This window comes from Flavobacterium sp. (assembly GCF_044369455.1).
In the GTDB taxonomy this organism is placed as follows: domain Bacteria; phylum Bacteroidota; class Bacteroidia; order Flavobacteriales; family Flavobacteriaceae; genus Flavobacterium.
The window spans coordinates 364,891-382,382 of record NZ_JBIPLW010000002.1 but is presented as its reverse complement, the minus strand read 5'-3'; the positions used below and the strand labels follow the sequence as shown (position 1 = coordinate 382,382).

Annotated in this window: 14 protein-coding genes; 1 reads left to right on the top strand and 13 read right to left on the bottom strand. The window is 34.3% G+C overall.

Annotated features, from left to right (window positions below; genetic code table 11):
* A partial coding sequence (locus ACIQ2L_RS03855) for a T9SS type A sorting domain-containing protein (protein ID WP_396156609.1) occupies positions 1-5,156 on the top strand: 5,156 nt, incomplete at its 5' end.
* 174 nt (positions 5,157-5,330) lie between these two features.
* Here the strand turns inward: ACIQ2L_RS03855 and tsf are convergent.
* The 13 genes from tsf to ACIQ2L_RS03790 all read right to left on the bottom strand — a co-directional run bounded on the left by tsf (position 5,331) and on the right by ACIQ2L_RS03790 (position 17,068).
* On the bottom strand, positions 5,331-6,161 hold the full coding sequence (tsf, locus tag ACIQ2L_RS03850; RefSeq protein ID WP_396156607.1) for a translation elongation factor Ts: 831 nt from the start codon (positions 6,159-6,161) through the stop codon (positions 5,331-5,333).
* 160 nt (positions 6,162-6,321) lie between these two features.
* Entirely contained in the window at positions 6,322-7,200 is an 879-nt protein-coding gene (rpsB, locus tag ACIQ2L_RS03845) for a 30S ribosomal protein S2 (RefSeq protein WP_396156605.1), read from the bottom strand.
* A 224-nt stretch (positions 7,201-7,424) separates the two neighbouring features.
* Positions 7,425-7,811 (bottom strand): 30S ribosomal protein S9, encoded by a 387-nt coding sequence (gene rpsI, locus ACIQ2L_RS03840; protein WP_136150856.1) that lies wholly within the window; start codon positions 7,809-7,811, stop codon positions 7,425-7,427.
* Positions 7,811-8,266 (bottom strand): 50S ribosomal protein L13, encoded by a 456-nt coding sequence (rplM, locus tag ACIQ2L_RS03835; protein WP_396156603.1) that lies wholly within the window; start codon positions 8,264-8,266, stop codon positions 7,811-7,813. Before rplM ends, rpsI begins: the two co-directional genes overlap by 1 nt.
* A gap of 362 nt (positions 8,267-8,628) precedes the next feature.
* Positions 8,629-9,237 (bottom strand): MBL fold metallo-hydrolase, encoded by a 609-nt coding sequence (locus ACIQ2L_RS03830; RefSeq protein WP_396156601.1) that lies wholly within the window; start codon positions 9,235-9,237, stop codon positions 8,629-8,631.
* Positions 9,238-9,307: 70 nt separating this feature from the next.
* Positions 9,308-10,063, bottom strand: a complete 756-nt coding sequence (locus ACIQ2L_RS03825) for an SDR family NAD(P)-dependent oxidoreductase (protein WP_396156599.1) — start codon at positions 10,061-10,063, stop codon at positions 9,308-9,310.
* Positions 10,053-11,111: a ketoacyl-ACP synthase III gene (locus ACIQ2L_RS03820; RefSeq protein WP_396156598.1), complete on the bottom strand. Its 1,059-nt coding sequence runs from the start codon at positions 11,109-11,111 to the stop codon at positions 10,053-10,055. The genes ACIQ2L_RS03825 and ACIQ2L_RS03820 overlap by 11 nt, the downstream gene beginning before the upstream one ends.
* Before the next feature lie 2 nt (positions 11,112-11,113).
* Positions 11,114-11,335: a phosphopantetheine-binding protein gene (locus ACIQ2L_RS03815; protein ID WP_396156596.1), complete on the bottom strand. Its 222-nt coding sequence runs from the start codon at positions 11,333-11,335 to the stop codon at positions 11,114-11,116.
* 11 nt (positions 11,336-11,346) lie between these two features.
* Positions 11,347-12,003, bottom strand: coding sequence for a serine acetyltransferase (locus ACIQ2L_RS03810; protein ID WP_396156594.1), 657 nt, complete (start codon positions 12,001-12,003; stop codon positions 11,347-11,349).
* A gap of 89 nt (positions 12,004-12,092) precedes the next feature.
* The gene (locus ACIQ2L_RS03805) at positions 12,093-13,157 is read right to left on the bottom strand and encodes a ketoacyl-ACP synthase III (RefSeq protein ID WP_396156592.1); all 1,065 of its coding nucleotides are present in this window, start codon (positions 13,155-13,157) and stop codon (positions 12,093-12,095) included.
* Positions 13,147-14,163, bottom strand: a complete 1,017-nt coding sequence (locus ACIQ2L_RS03800) for a hypothetical protein (RefSeq protein ID WP_396156590.1) — start codon at positions 14,161-14,163, stop codon at positions 13,147-13,149. The genes ACIQ2L_RS03805 and ACIQ2L_RS03800 overlap by 11 nt, the downstream gene beginning before the upstream one ends.
* A complete protein-coding gene (locus ACIQ2L_RS03795) occupies positions 14,164-15,678 on the bottom strand; it encodes an amino acid adenylation domain-containing protein (RefSeq protein ID WP_396156588.1) in 1,515 nt (504 codons plus the stop codon). It abuts the gene before it with no gap.
* 244 nt (positions 15,679-15,922) lie between these two features.
* On the bottom strand, positions 15,923-17,068 hold the full coding sequence (locus tag ACIQ2L_RS03790; RefSeq protein ID WP_396156586.1) for a methionine aminotransferase: 1,146 nt from the start codon (positions 17,066-17,068) through the stop codon (positions 15,923-15,925).
* Between the last annotated feature and the right edge of the window lie 424 nt (positions 17,069-17,492).

Genomic DNA, 17,492 nt, shown 5'->3' with positions numbered 1-17,492 from the left:
GAAGCTCGGCAGCCGACAATCAATGGTATTCCATAACCTACGGCAATGGACTTTTCGTGGCTATTTCAACTGATGGCACAGGCAATAGAGTAATGACCAGCACCCAACTAGTAACGCCAACATTCACGGCAGTTGCACCAATTTGTTCAGGAGCGAGTTTGGCAGCATTGCCAATAACATCGAATAATGGTATCACAGGAACCTGGTCGCCAGCATTAAATAATACGCTAACAACGACGTATACCTTTACGCCAACAGCGGGTCAATGTGCGACGACTGCAACGTTAATGATTACGGTTAATCCCAATATAACGCCAACATTCACAGCAGTTGCACCAATTTGTTCAGGAGCGAGTTTGTCAGCATTGCCAATAACATCGAATAATGGAATAACAGGAACCTGGTCGCCAGCATTAAATAATACGCTAACAACGACGTATACCTTTACGCCAACAGCGGGTCAATGTGCGACGACTGCAACATTGACGATTACGGTTAATCCAAATATAACGCCAACATTCACGGCAGTTGCTCCAATATGTTCCGGAACGAGTTTATCAGCGTTGCCAACAACATCTACTAATGGAATAACAGGAACGTGGTCGCCAGCATTAGATAATACAACTACAACAACGTATACTTTCACACCAGATGCTGGACAATGTGCAACGACTGCAACAGTAACGATTACGGTTAATCCAAATGTAACGCCAACGTTTACGGCAGTTGCACCAATATGTTCAGGAGCGAGTCTGTCAGCATTGCCAACAACTTCTAATAATGGCATAACAGGAACCTGGTCGCCAGCATTAGATAATACAACTACAACAACGTATACTTTCACACCAGATGCTGGACAATGTGCAACGACTGCAACAGTAACGATTACGGTTAATCCGAATGTAACGCCAACGTTTACGGCAGTTGCACCAATTTGTTCCGGAGCGAGTTTGTCAGCATTGCCAACAACATCTACTAATGGAATAACAGGAAGTTGGTCGCCAGCATTAGATAATACAACTACAACAACGTATACTTTCACACCAGATGCTGGACAATGTGCCACGACTGCAACAGTAACGATTACGGTTAATCCGGATGTAACGCCAACGTTTACGGCAGTTGCACCAATATGTTCAGGAGCGAGTTTATCAGCGTTGCCAACGACATCTACTAATGATATCACAGGAACCTGGTCGCCAGCATTAGATAATACAACTACAACAACGTATACTTTCACACCAGATGCTGGACCATGTGCAACGACTGCAACAGTAACGATTACGGTTAATCCGAATGTAACGCCAACATTCACGGCAGTATCACCAATTTGTTCAGGAGCGAGTTTGTCAGCATTGCCAACAACGTCTACTAATGGAATAACAGGAACCTGGTCGCCAGCATTAGATAATACAATTACAACAACGTATACTTTCACACCAGATGCTGGACAATGTGCAACGACTGCAACAGTAACAATTACGGTTAATCCGAATGTAACGCCAACATTCACTGCAGTTGCACCAATTTGTTCAGGAGCGAGTTTGTCAGCATTGCAAATAACATCGAATAATGGAATAACAGGAACCTGGTCGCCAGCATTAGATAATACAACTACAACAACGTATACTTTCACACCAGATGCTGGACCATGTGCAACGACTGCAACAGTAACGATTACGGTGAATCCACCAAATTTAACGCCAACATTCACGGCAGTTGCACCAATTTGCTCAGGAGCGAGTTTATCTGCATTGCCAACAACGTCTATCGAAGGAATAACAGGAACCTGGTCGCCAGCGTTAGATAATACCGCAACAACTACGTATAAATTTACTCCAACAGCGGGTCAATGTGCAACGACTGCAACATTGACGATTACGGTTAATCCAACTGTAACACCAACATTCACGGCAGTTGCACCAATATGTTCAGGAGCGAGTTTGTCAGCATTGCCAACAACTTCTAATAATGGCATAACAGGAACCTGGTCGCCAGCGTTGAACAATACGCAAACAACGACTTATACCTTTACGCCAACAGCGGGTCAATGTGCCACGACAACAACGTTAACGATTACGGTGAATCCAAGCACTATAAATACTACAACTATTTCTGCTTGTGATAGTTACACTTGGACAGTTAATGGAACTACTTATACACAAAGTGGTACTTATACAAACGTAACGAATATTGCAGGAGGATGTACAAATACACAAACCTTGAATTTGACCATCAATAACAGTAGCTCAAGTTCACAAAGTGTAACGTCATGTGATAGTTATAATTGGTCAGTAAACGGAGTTACCTATACAGAAAGTGGCACCTATACTTCAATAAGTACCAATTTTGCAGGATGTCCAGATACTAAAACATTGGTATTGACCATCAACAACAGTAGCTCAAGTTCACAAAGTGTAACGTCATGTGATAGTTATAATTGGTCAGAAAATGGAGTTACCTATACAGAAAGTGGTACCTATACTTCAATAAGTACCAATGCTGCAGGATGTCCAGATACTAAAACATTGGTATTGACTATCAACAACAGTACATCAAGTTCACAAAGTGTAACAGCATGTGATAGTTATACATGGCCAGTAACTGGTGAGACCTATACTACTAGTGGAACTTATACAGGTACTACAACAAATGGTACAGGTTGTACAGAAAATGTAACGTTGTATTTGACAATTGATAATCTTACTATCACATCCCAGCCAACAAGTCCAACAATTTGTAAAGCCGTTGGAGCGACTGCTAGTATTTCAGTTGTTGCCTCAGGCGCTACGCCAACCTACCAATGGTTAGTACAAACACCAACAGGTACTTTATGGACACCTTTGGCCAATAACGCTAACTATGCAGGCGTTACTACAGCTACTTTAACTATTACAAGAACCACAACAGCTGTTCCACCAACAGGAACAAAATATAGACTTGCTATCAGCAATGCCTGTGATACAGGAGGTTTATTTTCATCAAATGCTACCTTGCTAGAACAGTCAGTGCTATCCAAAGCAGCTGCGATTACAGCAAAATCGGCTACCAATGGAACATTATCCCCTGCCTTGACAACCTGTCAAAACAGCAGTGTGAATTTAACCTTAGCTGCGGGTAGTGTTGGAAACATTCAATGGCAATCCTCTATAGATGGTACAAACTTTACTAATTTTGCAGACCCATATCCTCAATTATCATTATCTGATGCTAATCCAGCGTTGTCATTGTCATCAGGGAATTTGACACAAGACACCTGGTTTAGAGTAGTAGCATCTAATGGAGTTTGTTCTTCAGTAAATGGCGTTGCTATCAAAATCACCGTTAGTTTACCAGCAATTGCAGGAACTATTACTGGAGGTGACGTTACCGTTTGTGGTCCTATAACTAGTGGTACTCCACTTGATACTAATGGAAATCCACTTTCGTTACCAGTTACTAATAGTACAACACTTTCATTAATTGGAAATAACGGAACAATTGTATGGCAAAAATCAACTAACTTTAATGCAGCTATCCCAACTTGGTCAGCAGCAGGAAGTACGACTTCGAGTTTAGTAGTTACTAATTTAGCCGCAGATACTTGGTATAGAGCATTGGTAACCAATGGAGCTTGTTCCATTACTACAGAAGAAACAAAAATCACAGTAAATAAAGCTGCCAAAGCAGGGGTTACTACAGCTACAGTAAATGGAGTTGCAACAACAAGTGTATGTATAGGAGGCGATATTACCTTTACCTCTGCTCCTTATACAGGAACCTCAATACAATGGGAAGTTTCTACTACCTCTACAACAGCAGGTTTTTCACCAATAGATGGAGCTACAGGAAATTCATTTACAATGACTAATGTAGCGTATGCACCATTATCAAAATTCTATGTAAGAAGTGTGGTAGAGAGTGGCGAATGTACCTTAGCAAGAAGTGCTGTTACAACCATTACAGTAAATCCATTATCAGTTGCAGGAACTTTAGTAGGCGGTGGAACACTTTGTGCAGGTGGAGGTTCAACTGTATCGGTTTCAGGATATACAGGAACCGTTCAATGGCAGTATTCAACCGATGGAATAAATTATTTAGTTGCACCTTTCTGGAAATCTGGAGTGTTTAACAATCCAAGCGATACTACTGAATTTACTACAGCAGCATCAACAGGAGCAGCAGCTACTTATGTATTCACTAATTTTAATGCAGCTGGAACAGTTTATTTTAGAGCTAGAATTAAGAGCGGTGCTTGTTCAGAAGCGTATGCAACTCCAGTGCAGTATGTAAATGGATTGGGCGCTGTAGCTGGTGCAATTTCACCATTAAGTGCAACAATTTGTCCTTCAAATAGCACTACCTTAACCTTAACAGGTTCAGTAGGTGCCATACAATGGCAAAAAGCTACGATATCATCTACTACAGGATTGCCAGGTACATTTGCTAATATTAGTGGACAAACAGGAACGACATTAAATACAGGAAGCTTAACGGCATCTACTGCTTACCAAGCCGTAGTAACTATGAGTGGTTGTTCAGGATCAGTTATAGCAGGACCAGTTTCAGTATTTGTAGTGGCAAAACCAATTACAAAGACTATTACTAGTGCTAAAACAACACCAGCAGGAACTATTTCAGCACCATTGTGTACTAACAATCCACAAAAAGTATTGACAATTGGCGCGGGTTCTACAGGAGCTATACAATGGCAAACGTCTACTACATCAACCTCAGCAGGATTTGAGGATATTCCAGGTGCTAATGGTACTAGTTATGCGGTAGCTAACCCAGCAGTTGGAGTAAATTATTATAGAGCATCGTTTACTAATTCTTGTGGCGTTGTTGCCTTTAATGCAGCAGTAACACTTTACTTCACTAATTGTGGTAGTATAAGAGAAGTTGCACCAGTTGCAGTGGATACAAAATCACCATTTGGTGTTACGGCCTATCCAAACCCATATACAGAAACGTTTAACTTGAGTTTAACGACATCAAGTGAAAATAAAGTAGGTATTGTGGTTTATGATATGACAGGAAGACTAATCGAGAGAAGAGAAGTTAGACCAAGCGATATGGTAGAACAACAAATCGGAGATCGTTATCCAAGTGGGGTTTACAATGTAGTTGTAGCACAAGAAGATAATTTGGAAACCGTAAGGGTAGTTAAAAGATAGTTTTAACCAATTTAAATGAAAAAGACCTTCTAGAAAAATCTAGAAGGTCTTTTTTTCTATAAAAAAGGTAACAATTAAATAACACTTTTAGTGAATAAATTGACTTGAATAATTACAATTAGTTAAGATAAAGCCTAATTCCGAAATTATGGCTTTTGTTATAATGAACTAAAACTATCCTAAAGCAACTCTTTTGAAACCTGTTACAGTTAAACCTGCATCCACAGTTCTAACATAAGCTGTAACGCTCATCGAGCCATCTTTAATATAATCTTGGTTTACTAATGTATTGTCTTTGTAAAAACGCTGAATCTTTCCTTTAGAAATGTTTTCCAACATCGCTTCTGGTTTGCCTTCTTGCCGCAATAAATCTTTAGCAATTTCAATTTCTTTGGCAATAACATCTGCATCCACACCCGCTTCATCTAAAGCAATTGGGTTCATTGCAGCTGCTTGCATTGCTACGTTTCTTGAAGCTTCTTCAGCACCAGGAACGCTTGCAGAAAGTGCTACCAAGGTAGCAATTTTGTTTCCAGCGTGAATGTAAGAACCAACAAAAGCACCAGACAATCTTTCGAAAGAAGCGATTTCAATTTTTTCTCCGATTACTCCTGTTTGCTCAATTAATTTTTCAGCTACCGAAATTCCATTGAAATTTGAAGCTAAAAATGCTTCTTTTGTATCAAAGTTTATAGCGTGATTCGCTAATTCTGTAGCTAGTTTTACGAAACCTTCATTTTTTCCAACGAAATCAGTTTCGCAGTTTAATGTGATAACAACACCTGTGGTTTTATCCGCACTAACCACTGCAATAGCGGCACCTTCAGTAGATTCTCTGTCTGAACGATTAGCAGCAACTTTTTGCCCTTTTTTTCTAAGATTTTCAATGGCTAAATCAAAATCCCCTTCAGCTTCTACTAAAGCTTTTTTACAGTCCATCATTCCTGCACCCGTAAGTGTTCTTAATTTATTTACGTCTGCAGCAGTAATTGTGATTGTTGACATACTATTTTTTATTTTAAATTAATTTATTTTGTAAAAATGATAAATTCCAAACTTAAAATTCCACATCCCAAGTTTAAGAAATCATCAATTAGTTGACAATTATTGGAACCTTTCTGCCGTCAGGCAGGTTTGGAATTTCTTTTTTGGAATTTAATTTCTTTTATTCTTCAGATTTAGTTTGCTCTGCCTGTTCGCTAGCGCTCGAGTCTTCAGTAGCTTCTGCTTCTGGAGCAGCTTCTACTTCAACAACTGCTTCCACTTCTGGAGCAACTTCTACAGCTGGTTCTTCAACAGCAGCAGTAACTTCTTCTACTTCCGTTTCTATTTCAGGAGCATTATCACCATCAGAGGTTCTATTTGCTAATCCGTCTTTTACCGCGTCAGTTACTAAAGATAAAATTTTGTCAATTGATTTTGAAGCATCATCATTGGATGGAATAACATAATCTACTTCACGTGGATCAGAGTTAGTATCAACCATTGCGAAAACTGGAATGTTTAATTTTTGTGCTTCTTTTATTGCAATGTGCTCCGCTTTGATATCCACAACAAATAATGCAGCTGGAAGTCTGGACATCTCAGCGATAGAACCTAAGTTCTTCTCTAATTTTGCACGAAGACGATCTACTTGAAGTCTTTCTTTTTTAGAAAGTGTCATGAAAGTACCATCTTTCTTCATTTTATCGATAGTAGCCATTTTTTTAACAGCTTTACGGATAGTAACGAAGTTTGTTAACATTCCCCCAGGCCATCTTTCTGTGATGTAAGGCATGTTACAAGCCAATGCTTTTTCTGAAACGATATCTTTTGCTTGTTTTTTGGTAGCTACGAAAAGTATTTTTCTACCTGATGCTGCAATTTTTTTCATGGCTTCGTTAGCCTCTTCAATTTTTGCAGCTGTTTTATATAGATTGATAATGTGAATTCCATTACGCTCCATATAAATGTATGGAGCCATGTTTGGATCCCATTTACGAGTCATGTGTCCAAAGTGAACACCTGCTTCTAATAATTCTTTAACGTCAATTTTGTTTGCCATTGTGTAATAGTTTACGTTCCGTTTGATTAGCAATGCGTCACCTTTTTCGCTTCAAGACTTTCTGCTTTAAGACTTTGGACTGCATTTCGATGCTAAACTAATTCCTTTTTTACCAGGAATATCGACAACTTTGTTTTAAATTTCAATACTTTGTGCTGAATTCATTTCAGCATCTGTTTTTGGTAGTTTCGCTATCTTGAAAAGATACTGAAATAAGTTCAGTATTAACGTTTAGAGAATTGGAATCTCTTACGTGCTTTCTTCTGACCGAATTTTTTACGTTCTACCATTCTTGGATCTCTTGTTAGTAATCCTTCTGGTTTAAGGATAGCTCTGTTTTCAGCTTCCACTTCACACATTGCTCTTGCAATTGCCATTCTCACAGCTTCTGCTTGCCCTGTTGAACCACCGCCATATACATTTACTTTAACGTCAAAGTTAGTTGCATTTTCTGTCATAGACATTGGTTGCAATACTTTGTACTGTAAAGTAGCTGTTGGGAAGTAGTTGTTGAATTCTCTTTTGTTTACGGTAATTTTTCCTGTTCCTTCTGAAACATAAACACGTGCAACAGCACATTTTCTTCTACCGATTTTGTGAATAACTCCCATTACTTAAGATCGTTTAGGTTAACTGTTTTAGGTTTTTGCGCACCTTGTTTGTGCTCAGTTCCTACAACAACATTTAAATTTCTGAAAAGTTCTGCTCCCAATTTGTTTTTAGGCAACATCCCTTTCACCGCTTTTTCAATTAGCAAAGCAGGATTTTTTGATTGCAAAACCTTTGCAGTCAAAGTTCTTTGTCCTCCTGGATAACCTGTGTGACGGATATACGTTTTCTCGTCAAGTTTGTTACCTGTTAGGTTGATTTTCTCTGCGTTGATAACAATTACGTTATCTCCACAGTCGACGTGAGGTGTATAACTTGGCTTGTATTTACCTCTAAGAATCATAGCGACCTTTGAAGCAAAACGACCTAAGTTATGACCATCAGCATCTACAATGATCCACTCTTTTGTAACAGTGGCCTTGGTTGCAGATTGTGTCTTGTAGCTTAATGCGTCCATAATATTATTTTAATTAAACATTCCATTCCCAATAAAGGGAGCGCAAAAGTACAATTATTTATTAATATAGCAAATAGCATTTTTTAAATATTTTTAAAGTGATTGTGATTTTCGTTAAAATCCTATTAATTAATACGCTTAAGTAGTAAAATTGAAAGATGTGTTGCAATTAAAATTAGTTTCAGACTCTTTTTTGGTTGATTGAATTATGATTTATCATATTTCTTTGGATACTTTTTTATTTTATCGGTCCTGAGTGATGAAGTTTATAAAAAAATTATTGTTTTTGAATTTATAGTATTCTTTACTAATACATTCTTAATTTATGATCGCTTCTATTGCTCGCAAGTACGATTACTTTTTTACATTAACCAAGTATTAAAAATAAACAAATCGCCGTGACCGGGTAAAATGATAGTGTCATCAGGTATTATATTTTTTATTTTATCAATTGATTCCTTAAAATTCACCTTGTTGCTTCCTGGTAATTTAAGAACTAAATTTTTTTTATTAATGACAGTGTCTCCACTAAAAAGCATGTTTTTATACAAAAAACAAATTGAAAATACACTATGCCCAGGCGTTTCTATAACTTCAAAATAATTGGAGTCACTCGGAATACTCAAAGCCGTTTCTATTACAGTATCATAATAATAGGATAGATTCTTCTTGCAGCATTGAAGCGCATCTTCAAACTGTTTAGAATAAATGAATGCTGAAGTGTTCTGGATTTTCAATAATTTATTAACATCATAGTGATGATCAAAATGTTCATGAGTGATATAGATGATTTTCTTATGGTTTTTAAATTGTTCCAACCAAAGGTAAACTTCTTCACTCAATCTTCCCGGATCAACAATAAGTACTTTTTCCTGATCAACCAAAAAATAGACACATACAACAAACAAATCAGAAACATGTCTATACACAATTGACCTATCGTCAAGATTACAAAATAGTGGCTCTATCATCTATGAAGTTTTTTTTTGGAGATTCAAGTTCTTTAATGTGATGTATCAAAAAAATGTTTCTTTTAATGTATTACAACAAAGAAGACCTACCGCCATCAACAACAATTGATTGACCAGTTATCCATTTTGAAGCATTGGAAAGTAAGAAAATAACAGGCAATGCAATATCTTTAGCTTCACCATAGCCTAAAGGGTATTTAGAGCGGTCTATGTCCATGATTTCTTTAGATAAAATGTCTTGGGCTTGCATGAACATATCTGTTTCTACCATGCCTGGTTGAATGGTATTAACTCTTATACGTTTTGACGATAATTCATTTGCATACACTTTACTAATACCGTCTAAAGCAGCTTTTGTAATAGCGTATAGGCCATTTCCTTTAGCTCCTCTAATTGCAGAAATAGAACTTATAAAAACTACAGACGCATTTTTATTAATTTTCTTTTTCTGTAATAATTCAGAAAATAAAACCAAGACACAATCTAAATTTATTTTCCTAATGTTCTCGTAATCGCTATAATTAAAGAATTGCATGGGGCTTACATTTACTATTCCTGCTGAATGCACAAAACCATCAATTTTTATAGATAAGTTAGATACTAATAAATGAATAGTATCGATCTCTATTAAATCAAACTTTATTGCTTTTGACTCTTCCAGCCTGTTATCCGCTATAAAATCTTGTAATTTCTCAATATTTCTACCAATACCAATAAAATTTCCACCAGCATTGGCAATTTGTTTACATATTTCAAAGCCAATACCAGATGTAGCACCAGTTACTAAAATTGTTTTCTCAATTAAATAAAAATTATCATCCTTCATATTCAATTAATTCACTTACAAAATCGTCTCCTATTTCAAAATATCCACAGCCAATACTTAATCCAACACCAAAGCCACACATAGCAATTTTTTTATTTCTGACATCGTCACCTAAAATTGATAAGGTTAAAGGGATGCTTGCTGAACTGGTGTTACCATATTTTATAATTGAATAAGGCACTTGACTACTTTCCAATTTTAATTTTTTTCTAATCATTTCTAGCATAAACCTATTAGCTTGATGAAAAAGAAAATAATCAATATCAGAAACTTCCTTGTTTATATGTTGCAGAAACAATTTTATTTCACGAGGTACTTGTGTTATCCCAAAAGAAAAAACATCTGTTCCGTTCATTTTAGGATTTAAGTTTGTTCTTTTATTACCATCTTTATCTTCTAAAAGGCATAACGATTCTGCTGAGAATCTATTTCTATATCCACCATCTGGAACAATAATGGATTTAAAACCAGCTCCATCTGTCCATAGTTTAAAATTGATGTTTTTTCCTTCATTAAACTCGAAAGCCGTGGCACATCCTGCATCGCCAAATAACGGTGATAATGCTTTATCTTCTGCGCTGGCAAGTAGACTAGAGGAATCCCCAACTAATAATAGCCCTTTTTTTAGACCTTGAGATGTTAACATTGATGAAATTACGGATGCACCATATACAAAACCACTACATCCTAGCGGAATGTCAAAACAAGCTGAGTTTTTTGATAAACCTAAACGATCCTGTAAAATTATTGCAGTATTAGGAATTAAATAATCTGGTGTTTGTGTCACCATAATTAATACTCCTATTTCATCTTTTTCCCATTCTAATTTTTTAATTAATAACGCTGCTGCTTCATAACATAAATCAGATACCAAAACGCCATTCTCTAAATGCCTTTTTTCTTCTACTCCAGTCATTTCAACAAACTTCAATGCTTCCTCAGGAGAATTAAAAAGTGTGTTTTCTAAATTAGAAATTTTAGTTTTTGGAACGCAACTTACAGAGCCCGATATTTGTACATTAGATATATTTAAGATACCCTCAGTCATAATTATTTAGATTGTATCCTTGCGTACAAATTTTCTAAAGTCAAACATTCTTTAATATCTTCACCTTTGATTTGTTTTCCATATTTTTCATCTACCATCGCAATGAGCATAAGGCTAGTCATAGAATCCCATTCATCTAGGCTTTTATAATCTGTGTTTTGATCTATTTCGCTTTTTTCAGTGTCATCTAAAATTCCATAGAAATTTTCAATAAATTCTTCCATAATAATTAAGTTTAAATTTGTATTTTTTTTGCTGGCATCCCAAAATAGGTGCAGTCATTTTTAATGTTTTTTAATATCATTGTGTAGGACCAAATGTCATTATTATTTCCAATACTTTTATTTTGTAGAATTGCAGAGTTTAAACCGAATGTATTACAATTGCCAATAGTTACATTCCCAGAGATAGAAACTCTCGGGGAAAAGGTATTAAAATTACCTATGGAAGAGTCGTGACCTATTCCTGTTCTGGCACCTATAATATTAAAGTCTCCTATAGCTACGTTCCCCGTAATTCCTACATAATCCATAATTATATTTCCTTTCCCCATTTTGCTATATTCTTCATCAAATATTATAGTGCCATCCACTAAATTCGGAAAATTAATTTTAATTTTTTCTTCTAAAAAAAGATCAGCAATAGTATTTCTTATTTTTGGATTATTGATTGCGATTAAAACATCTTTTTCTGTAGATATATCATTTTTGCATTTCACTATAAAATCATTAATAGTAGAAACAACATCAACATTTCTAATCTTAGTGCCTATTTTATCTGAATTATCATCAATGATATAAATATTATCCCATTTGTTTTTGTAAAATCTATCAATCAAAAACAAAACTTCCATTGTGAATCCTCCTGCACCAATAATATATAAATCCTTCATTCTTTTAATTTATTGTTTTTTACGGTCACGTTCTGTTTAATATCAATTTCCCTCAGGTAATAATAAAATTAACACGCTCGCTTCATAATTTAATAATTTATTATTTTACAGAACTCTAATTTTTCTAATTTCCATTTGATAACGCTCCAGGTTAAACCAACTCCAAATCCACCAAAACAAACCGTATACGAATTGGTTAACGCCTTTTCTCCAATGTTTTCGCAAACATTTAATGGGACAGTAGTACTGCTTCCGTTACCATATTTTTGACTAATATTATTGGGCATTTGTTCGTATGGAATATTCATTTTTTCCGCCAATTTCTCCAACATAAACTTATTAGGTTGATGAAATAGATAATAATCAAAATAAGATTTGTCTATTTTCAATGTGTCAAACATTTCCTGAATCATTTCTGGCACTTTGGTTTGAACAAAATTAAACACTTTGTCTCCTTTCATCACTAAGTGGTCTAATGCCCGTAAATTTCCAGATTCGTCTGTAATCAATTCCGCTGTTTCCTTTGTAGATGGCAATCTAAAACCACCAGCAGGAATCTGTAAACTCAATGCATTCGTTCCATCCATTTTAATAAATAGATCAATTTCCTCATCATCAGATGAATTTTCTATAATTGTTATCGCAGCACCATCACCAACTAACGGACGACTATTTCTGTCTTTAAGAGAAATTTTTCTACTCAAAATATCGGCATTTAAAAGTACTACTTTATCTATATTTCCTGTGTTTAATAACATAAATGCTTGCATCAAGCCCACTTCAAATCCGGCACATCCCTGATTTATATCCATCGAAATCACATCTTGACTCAAAGCAAGTCGTCCAGAAATCACATTGGATGTTGCTGGCAAAAAATAATCAGGAGATTGTGTGCACAAAACGACAGCTCCGATAGAATTTTTATCAAGCAATTGATTGTCAAATAAATAATTCATTCCAAAAACACACAAATCAGAAACCGTAGTTTTATCATCTACAATTCTTTGGGTTCCATAACCCATAATTTTGCCTAGTTTAACGCTTTGTTTTTCTGAAAAATTATAATTGTCTATTTCATTCAAATAATGAATTTCATTACTCGGCAAAACGGATAGAATTCCAGTAATTTTTTTATTTTTAAATTTAAGATGCATTTTTGGATGTTTCTATTAATTTCAAAATAGCGGCTACGCTTTCAAAACTTTCTGGAACAATCAAAGAACCAATTATTTTAACCTCGAATTTGTTCTCTAAATCGGCAACAAGCGAAATTAAATCAAAGGAATCTAAATATCCTGCAGTTATAAAATTAATTGTTTCGTCTTTAAAATCAAATTCTGGACGTGTTTCTTCTAAAATATTAAGTATTTCTTCTTTCATTATATTATTATTGAGATAAATGCTATTTGTTATTCGGTCTTTTACAAAACCATAATCAATGTGTTTTTTTATAGAATATTCATGATTGACGTCGATCCAACTCAGATAACGCTTTATTTCTGGATTACAATTTAAACAATAATCAAATATTAATTCGCCATATCCTTTGCCGCGAAATTTAGAAACTACCAACCAAAAAAGCAATTCCTTAGTCGTTCCTTTTATTTCGTTTAAAAAAATTGCAGCAATTTCATTGCCTTCCTTAATGATATAGGTGCTTTTTTGCAATTTTTTCAATCTTTCTAAAGTAGGAATTCTTTCTGTATATTTATTAAAATTTTGTTCTAAAAGTTGTAATAATTCTTCAAAATCATTTTCATCTGGATTTTGTACTAACGAAAATTTTTCATTTGTTACATATTCTTTATTAATAAGATACATTCTAAAAACCGTATGATAATGGTAATTACCTTGTGAAATCAGCCAATTTTTTATTTGTAGATTTTGCTCAACATTATTTTCTATTGCAACAACTTCTGTAACAAAATAGTGTTCTTTCCATAAAATTGGATTTTTAGCAAGCAAAGCTGTATTGTTTGCATAAAAAAACATGTTTTTAAAATTAAATTGCGAGTTTTTATAAAAACAAAATACACCCTCTTCTCTTTGTTTTTCAAAAAAACAAAAACCCTCATTATCAATTACTTCATTTTCTAACATGAAGCAATTGGTAGCAAATGGTTTGGATTTAATTTCCGTTAAAACCTGTAAATCATTCATTTATATTTGTTCTTTGAGCTCTAATCTATTAATTTTTCCATTGGCATTTAAGGGAAAACTTTCTTTTTCTATCCATTTTGTTGGAATCATATACTTAGGTAAAGAACTAATTAATTCTATTCTAATTTCTAGCCCCTTTTTATTGGCTATAAAAAAGGCAACAATTTGCTTTTTTAAATCATCATAAATAACACAGACGTTGCTAACACCTTCAATTCCTAATATTGCCGTTTCAATTTCACCTAATTCTATTCGGTAACCCATGTGCTTAATTTGAGAATCTTTTCTGCCTACAAAAATAATTTCATTCAAATCATTTTCATACACCAAATCACCTGTTTTGTACACTATATCAGGATAATAATTATGAAGTGGATTTTGCACGAATGCTAAATTTGTAGTTTCAGAATCGTTATAGTACCCATAAGCGAGACATGTGCCTCTTACACATAACTCACCTATTTCTCCATTAATTGCGGGTTTTCCATTTTCTGAAATAATAAGGACTTGGGTGTTTTTACAGGCTTTTCCGATTGGTAAAGAGTCATCATCTTTAAACGCTCTATTAACAATGTAATAAGTACAAACTGCAGTGATTTCTGTTGGCCCGTATAAATTTGAATACAGGGCTTTTGGGTAGTTTTTTCTCCAATAATTTAAATGTTTATTGGGCATTACTTCTCCAGAGAATAATATTTTATTTAATGAGGTTGGTTTTATATGAGAAAAAGTATCAAAATTTGAAATGCTTTTAAGCACAGAAGGCACCCAAAATATAAAATTTATCTTTTTGCTATTAACATATTCTATCAACTTTGTTGGAAATGAAAAAAGCCCTTCTGGTATAATATTTAATGTTGCTCCTTTGACCACCATAAAATATATGTCTAAAGTCGTAATGTCAAAATAAAAAGGTCCTTGATTTCCAATTACTTCTGTCTCATTTATAGAATAGGTTTCTATGGCCCATTCTACATAATCAATAACACCTTTGTGCGACATTAAAACACCTTTTGGATTTCCTGTGGAACCAGAGGTATATATAGCATATAAAGGATCGGAATCTATGATTTGCTCAGAAATTTCATTAACCTCTACTCTAGTTTCTTCTGTTAATGGTGTATTGATTGCATCTTCGATTAAAATAATTTCTCCTGTGTAGCCTGCAGATATTAATTTTTCCTTATGTACATCATCAGTAATAATAAATTTGGTGTTTAAATTGTTTAAAATTTTTGACACTCTCTCCATTGGCGATTTTGTATCTAAAGGAATATAGAAGTTTCCACTTTTAAAAATGCTTATATAAGAGAGAACACACCATCTGTTTTTGGGTAAGTAAACAGCGATTGGCTGTCTGAAAATTTTAATCTTTGAAATTATTGCCGCCGTTACATTATTTGTGATTTTATCTAATTCTGAAAAAGAAATAGTAGCTTGATTATCATCAATTGCTATTTTATTTGGGAATTTGTTTACCGTCTCTCTTAAATATTCTATAAAATTTATTTTCATTCAGTTTTTGTATTTATCTCTTATTGTTGATTTGCTGTTTTTTTCTCTTTTACGTTAGGTATGGCTTTTTCTTAAACACTGTTTTCTGTTGGCACCTCTTCTTTGTAAAGGCTAAATTAAAGTGAACTTTCTTCGCTGGAAGAAAGTTAACTAGGGGCTCTATAAAACTAAATGAACAAATAGCACGTATAGGTTCATAGCGTCAAAAAAGTTGATTTAAGCACATGATTTTTTGGTTATAATTTTATAGTTTACATAGTAATTCTGCCGCTTGGTATAACGTTTCTTCTTTTTTGGCGAAACAAAATCTTAATACTTTATCGTCCTGATTATTCTGATTAAAAACAGATACAGGGATTGATGCTATTTTGTGTTCGGAAATTAATTTTTTCGCAAATATCACATCATTTTCATTCGTTATCTTTTCATAATTTAATAACTGAAAATAGGTGCCTTTTGAAGGTTTAAATGTAAATCTAGAATCTTTTATGAGGTCTAAAAATAAATCTCTTTTTTGCTGATAAAATTTAGGTAAATGTAAATAGTTGTCAGAACATTTTAAAAATTCGGAAAAGGCATGTTGTATGGGGTGATTACTGCAAAAAACATTAAACTGATGTACTTTCCTAAATTCAGTCATAAGATTTTTTGGCGCAAGACAATAACCTGTTTTCCAACCAGTTGTGTGAAAAGTTTTCCCAAACGATGAAACAACAAAAGAGCGCTCAACTAATTTAGGATACCTAGAAACACTCTCGTGAATTTGATCATCGTAAATAATATGTGCATAAACTTCGTCACTTAATATTAGTATATCTGTATCCTTGACTAGGGATTCTAGTCTTAATAAATCTATTTTTGTAAAAATAGTGCCCGTTGGATTATGGGGAGTATTAATTACTATCATCCTAGTTCTAGAATTGATCTTATCTGCGACTTCTTCCCAATTTATAGAATAGTCAGCTCCCTTGAGGTAGACTGGAATAACTTTGCCGCCATTTAACTGAATCGAAGGTTCATATTGGTCATAGGCTGGCTGAAAAACAATTACTTCATCCCCTTTTTTTATAAATGCTGAAATTACTGTAAATATACCTTGAGAGGCTCCAGAAGTTATAGTGATTTCTGAATTAGGATCGTAATAAGTCCCATATAATTCATTAACTTTTTGCGAAATTACTTCCCGTAAATTTAAGACTCCTTCAACCGGTGGATATTGATTAAATCCATTGTTCATCGCTACAGTTACTAAATCTATAAGTTTTTGATTTGCATTAAAATCTGGGAATCCTTGCGATAAATTAATGGCCTTATGTTCTCTCGCCAGATTACTCATTATTGTAAAAATTGTTGTAGTGGCATTCGGTAATTTAGAATCAAAATAAATCATAATTTTAAGATTTTTTAATATACATAGATATATTAGATTTGATAAGTGTAACGTGATACTAAAATATCGATTACTCTTTTAAAAACAGGCTTATGCATTAAAATATTTTTCCCTTGATACCCTAAACGATTACGATTTTATTTGTATTCAAAATTTATTATTTTCCAGGATGATTTTAGGGTTTCAAGAATTTTAAAAAGCACGTTCGCCAGAGGATTATGTATCTAAAGGAATGTAAAAATTTCCACTTTTAAAAACCCCGATAAATGAGGCCACTTACAATCTGCTTTTTGGTAAATACACTGCTATTGGTTGTCTTGTGCCTTTTATTTTTGAAACTATCTCAAGTGCAATTTTGTCTGAAACTTTGTTTAATTCAGAAAATGACATAGCAACTTGATTGTCATCAACGGTAATTTTATTT

Bases quoted from the DNA above. Each gene is read 5' to 3' on its own strand.
- tsf (WP_396156607.1), bottom strand. From the start codon at position 6,161: ATGTCAACAATCACAATTACTGCTGCAGACGTAAATAAATTAAGAACA.
- rpsB (WP_396156605.1), bottom strand. From the start codon at position 7,200: ATGGCAAACAAAATTGACGTTAAAGAATTATTAGAAGCAGGTGTTCAC.
- rpsI (WP_136150856.1), bottom strand. From the start codon at position 7,811: ATGGGAGTTATTCACAAAATCGGTAGAAGAAAATGTGCTGTTGCACGT.
- rplM (WP_396156603.1), bottom strand. From the start codon at position 8,266: ATGGACGCATTAAGCTACAAGACACAATCTGCAACCAAGGCCACTGTT.
- ACIQ2L_RS03830 (WP_396156601.1), bottom strand. From the start codon at position 9,237: ATGATAGAGCCACTATTTTGTAATCTTGACGATAGGTCAATTGTGTAT.
- ACIQ2L_RS03825 (WP_396156599.1), bottom strand. From the start codon at position 10,063: ATGAAGGATGATAATTTTTATTTAATTGAGAAAACAATTTTAGTAACT.
- ACIQ2L_RS03820 (WP_396156598.1), bottom strand. From the start codon at position 11,111: ATGACTGAGGGTATCTTAAATATATCTAATGTACAAATATCGGGCTCT.
- ACIQ2L_RS03815 (WP_396156596.1), bottom strand. From the start codon at position 11,335: ATGGAAGAATTTATTGAAAATTTCTATGGAATTTTAGATGACACTGAA.
- ACIQ2L_RS03810 (WP_396156594.1), bottom strand. From the start codon at position 12,003: ATGAAGGATTTATATATTATTGGTGCAGGAGGATTCACAATGGAAGTT.
- ACIQ2L_RS03805 (WP_396156592.1), bottom strand. From the start codon at position 13,157: ATGCATCTTAAATTTAAAAATAAAAAAATTACTGGAATTCTATCCGTT.
- ACIQ2L_RS03800 (WP_396156590.1), bottom strand. From the start codon at position 14,163: ATGAATGATTTACAGGTTTTAACGGAAATTAAATCCAAACCATTTGCT.
- ACIQ2L_RS03795 (WP_396156588.1), bottom strand. From the start codon at position 15,678: ATGAAAATAAATTTTATAGAATATTTAAGAGAGACGGTAAACAAATTC.
- ACIQ2L_RS03790 (WP_396156586.1), bottom strand. From the start codon at position 17,068: ATGATTTATTTTGATTCTAAATTACCGAATGCCACTACAACAATTTTT.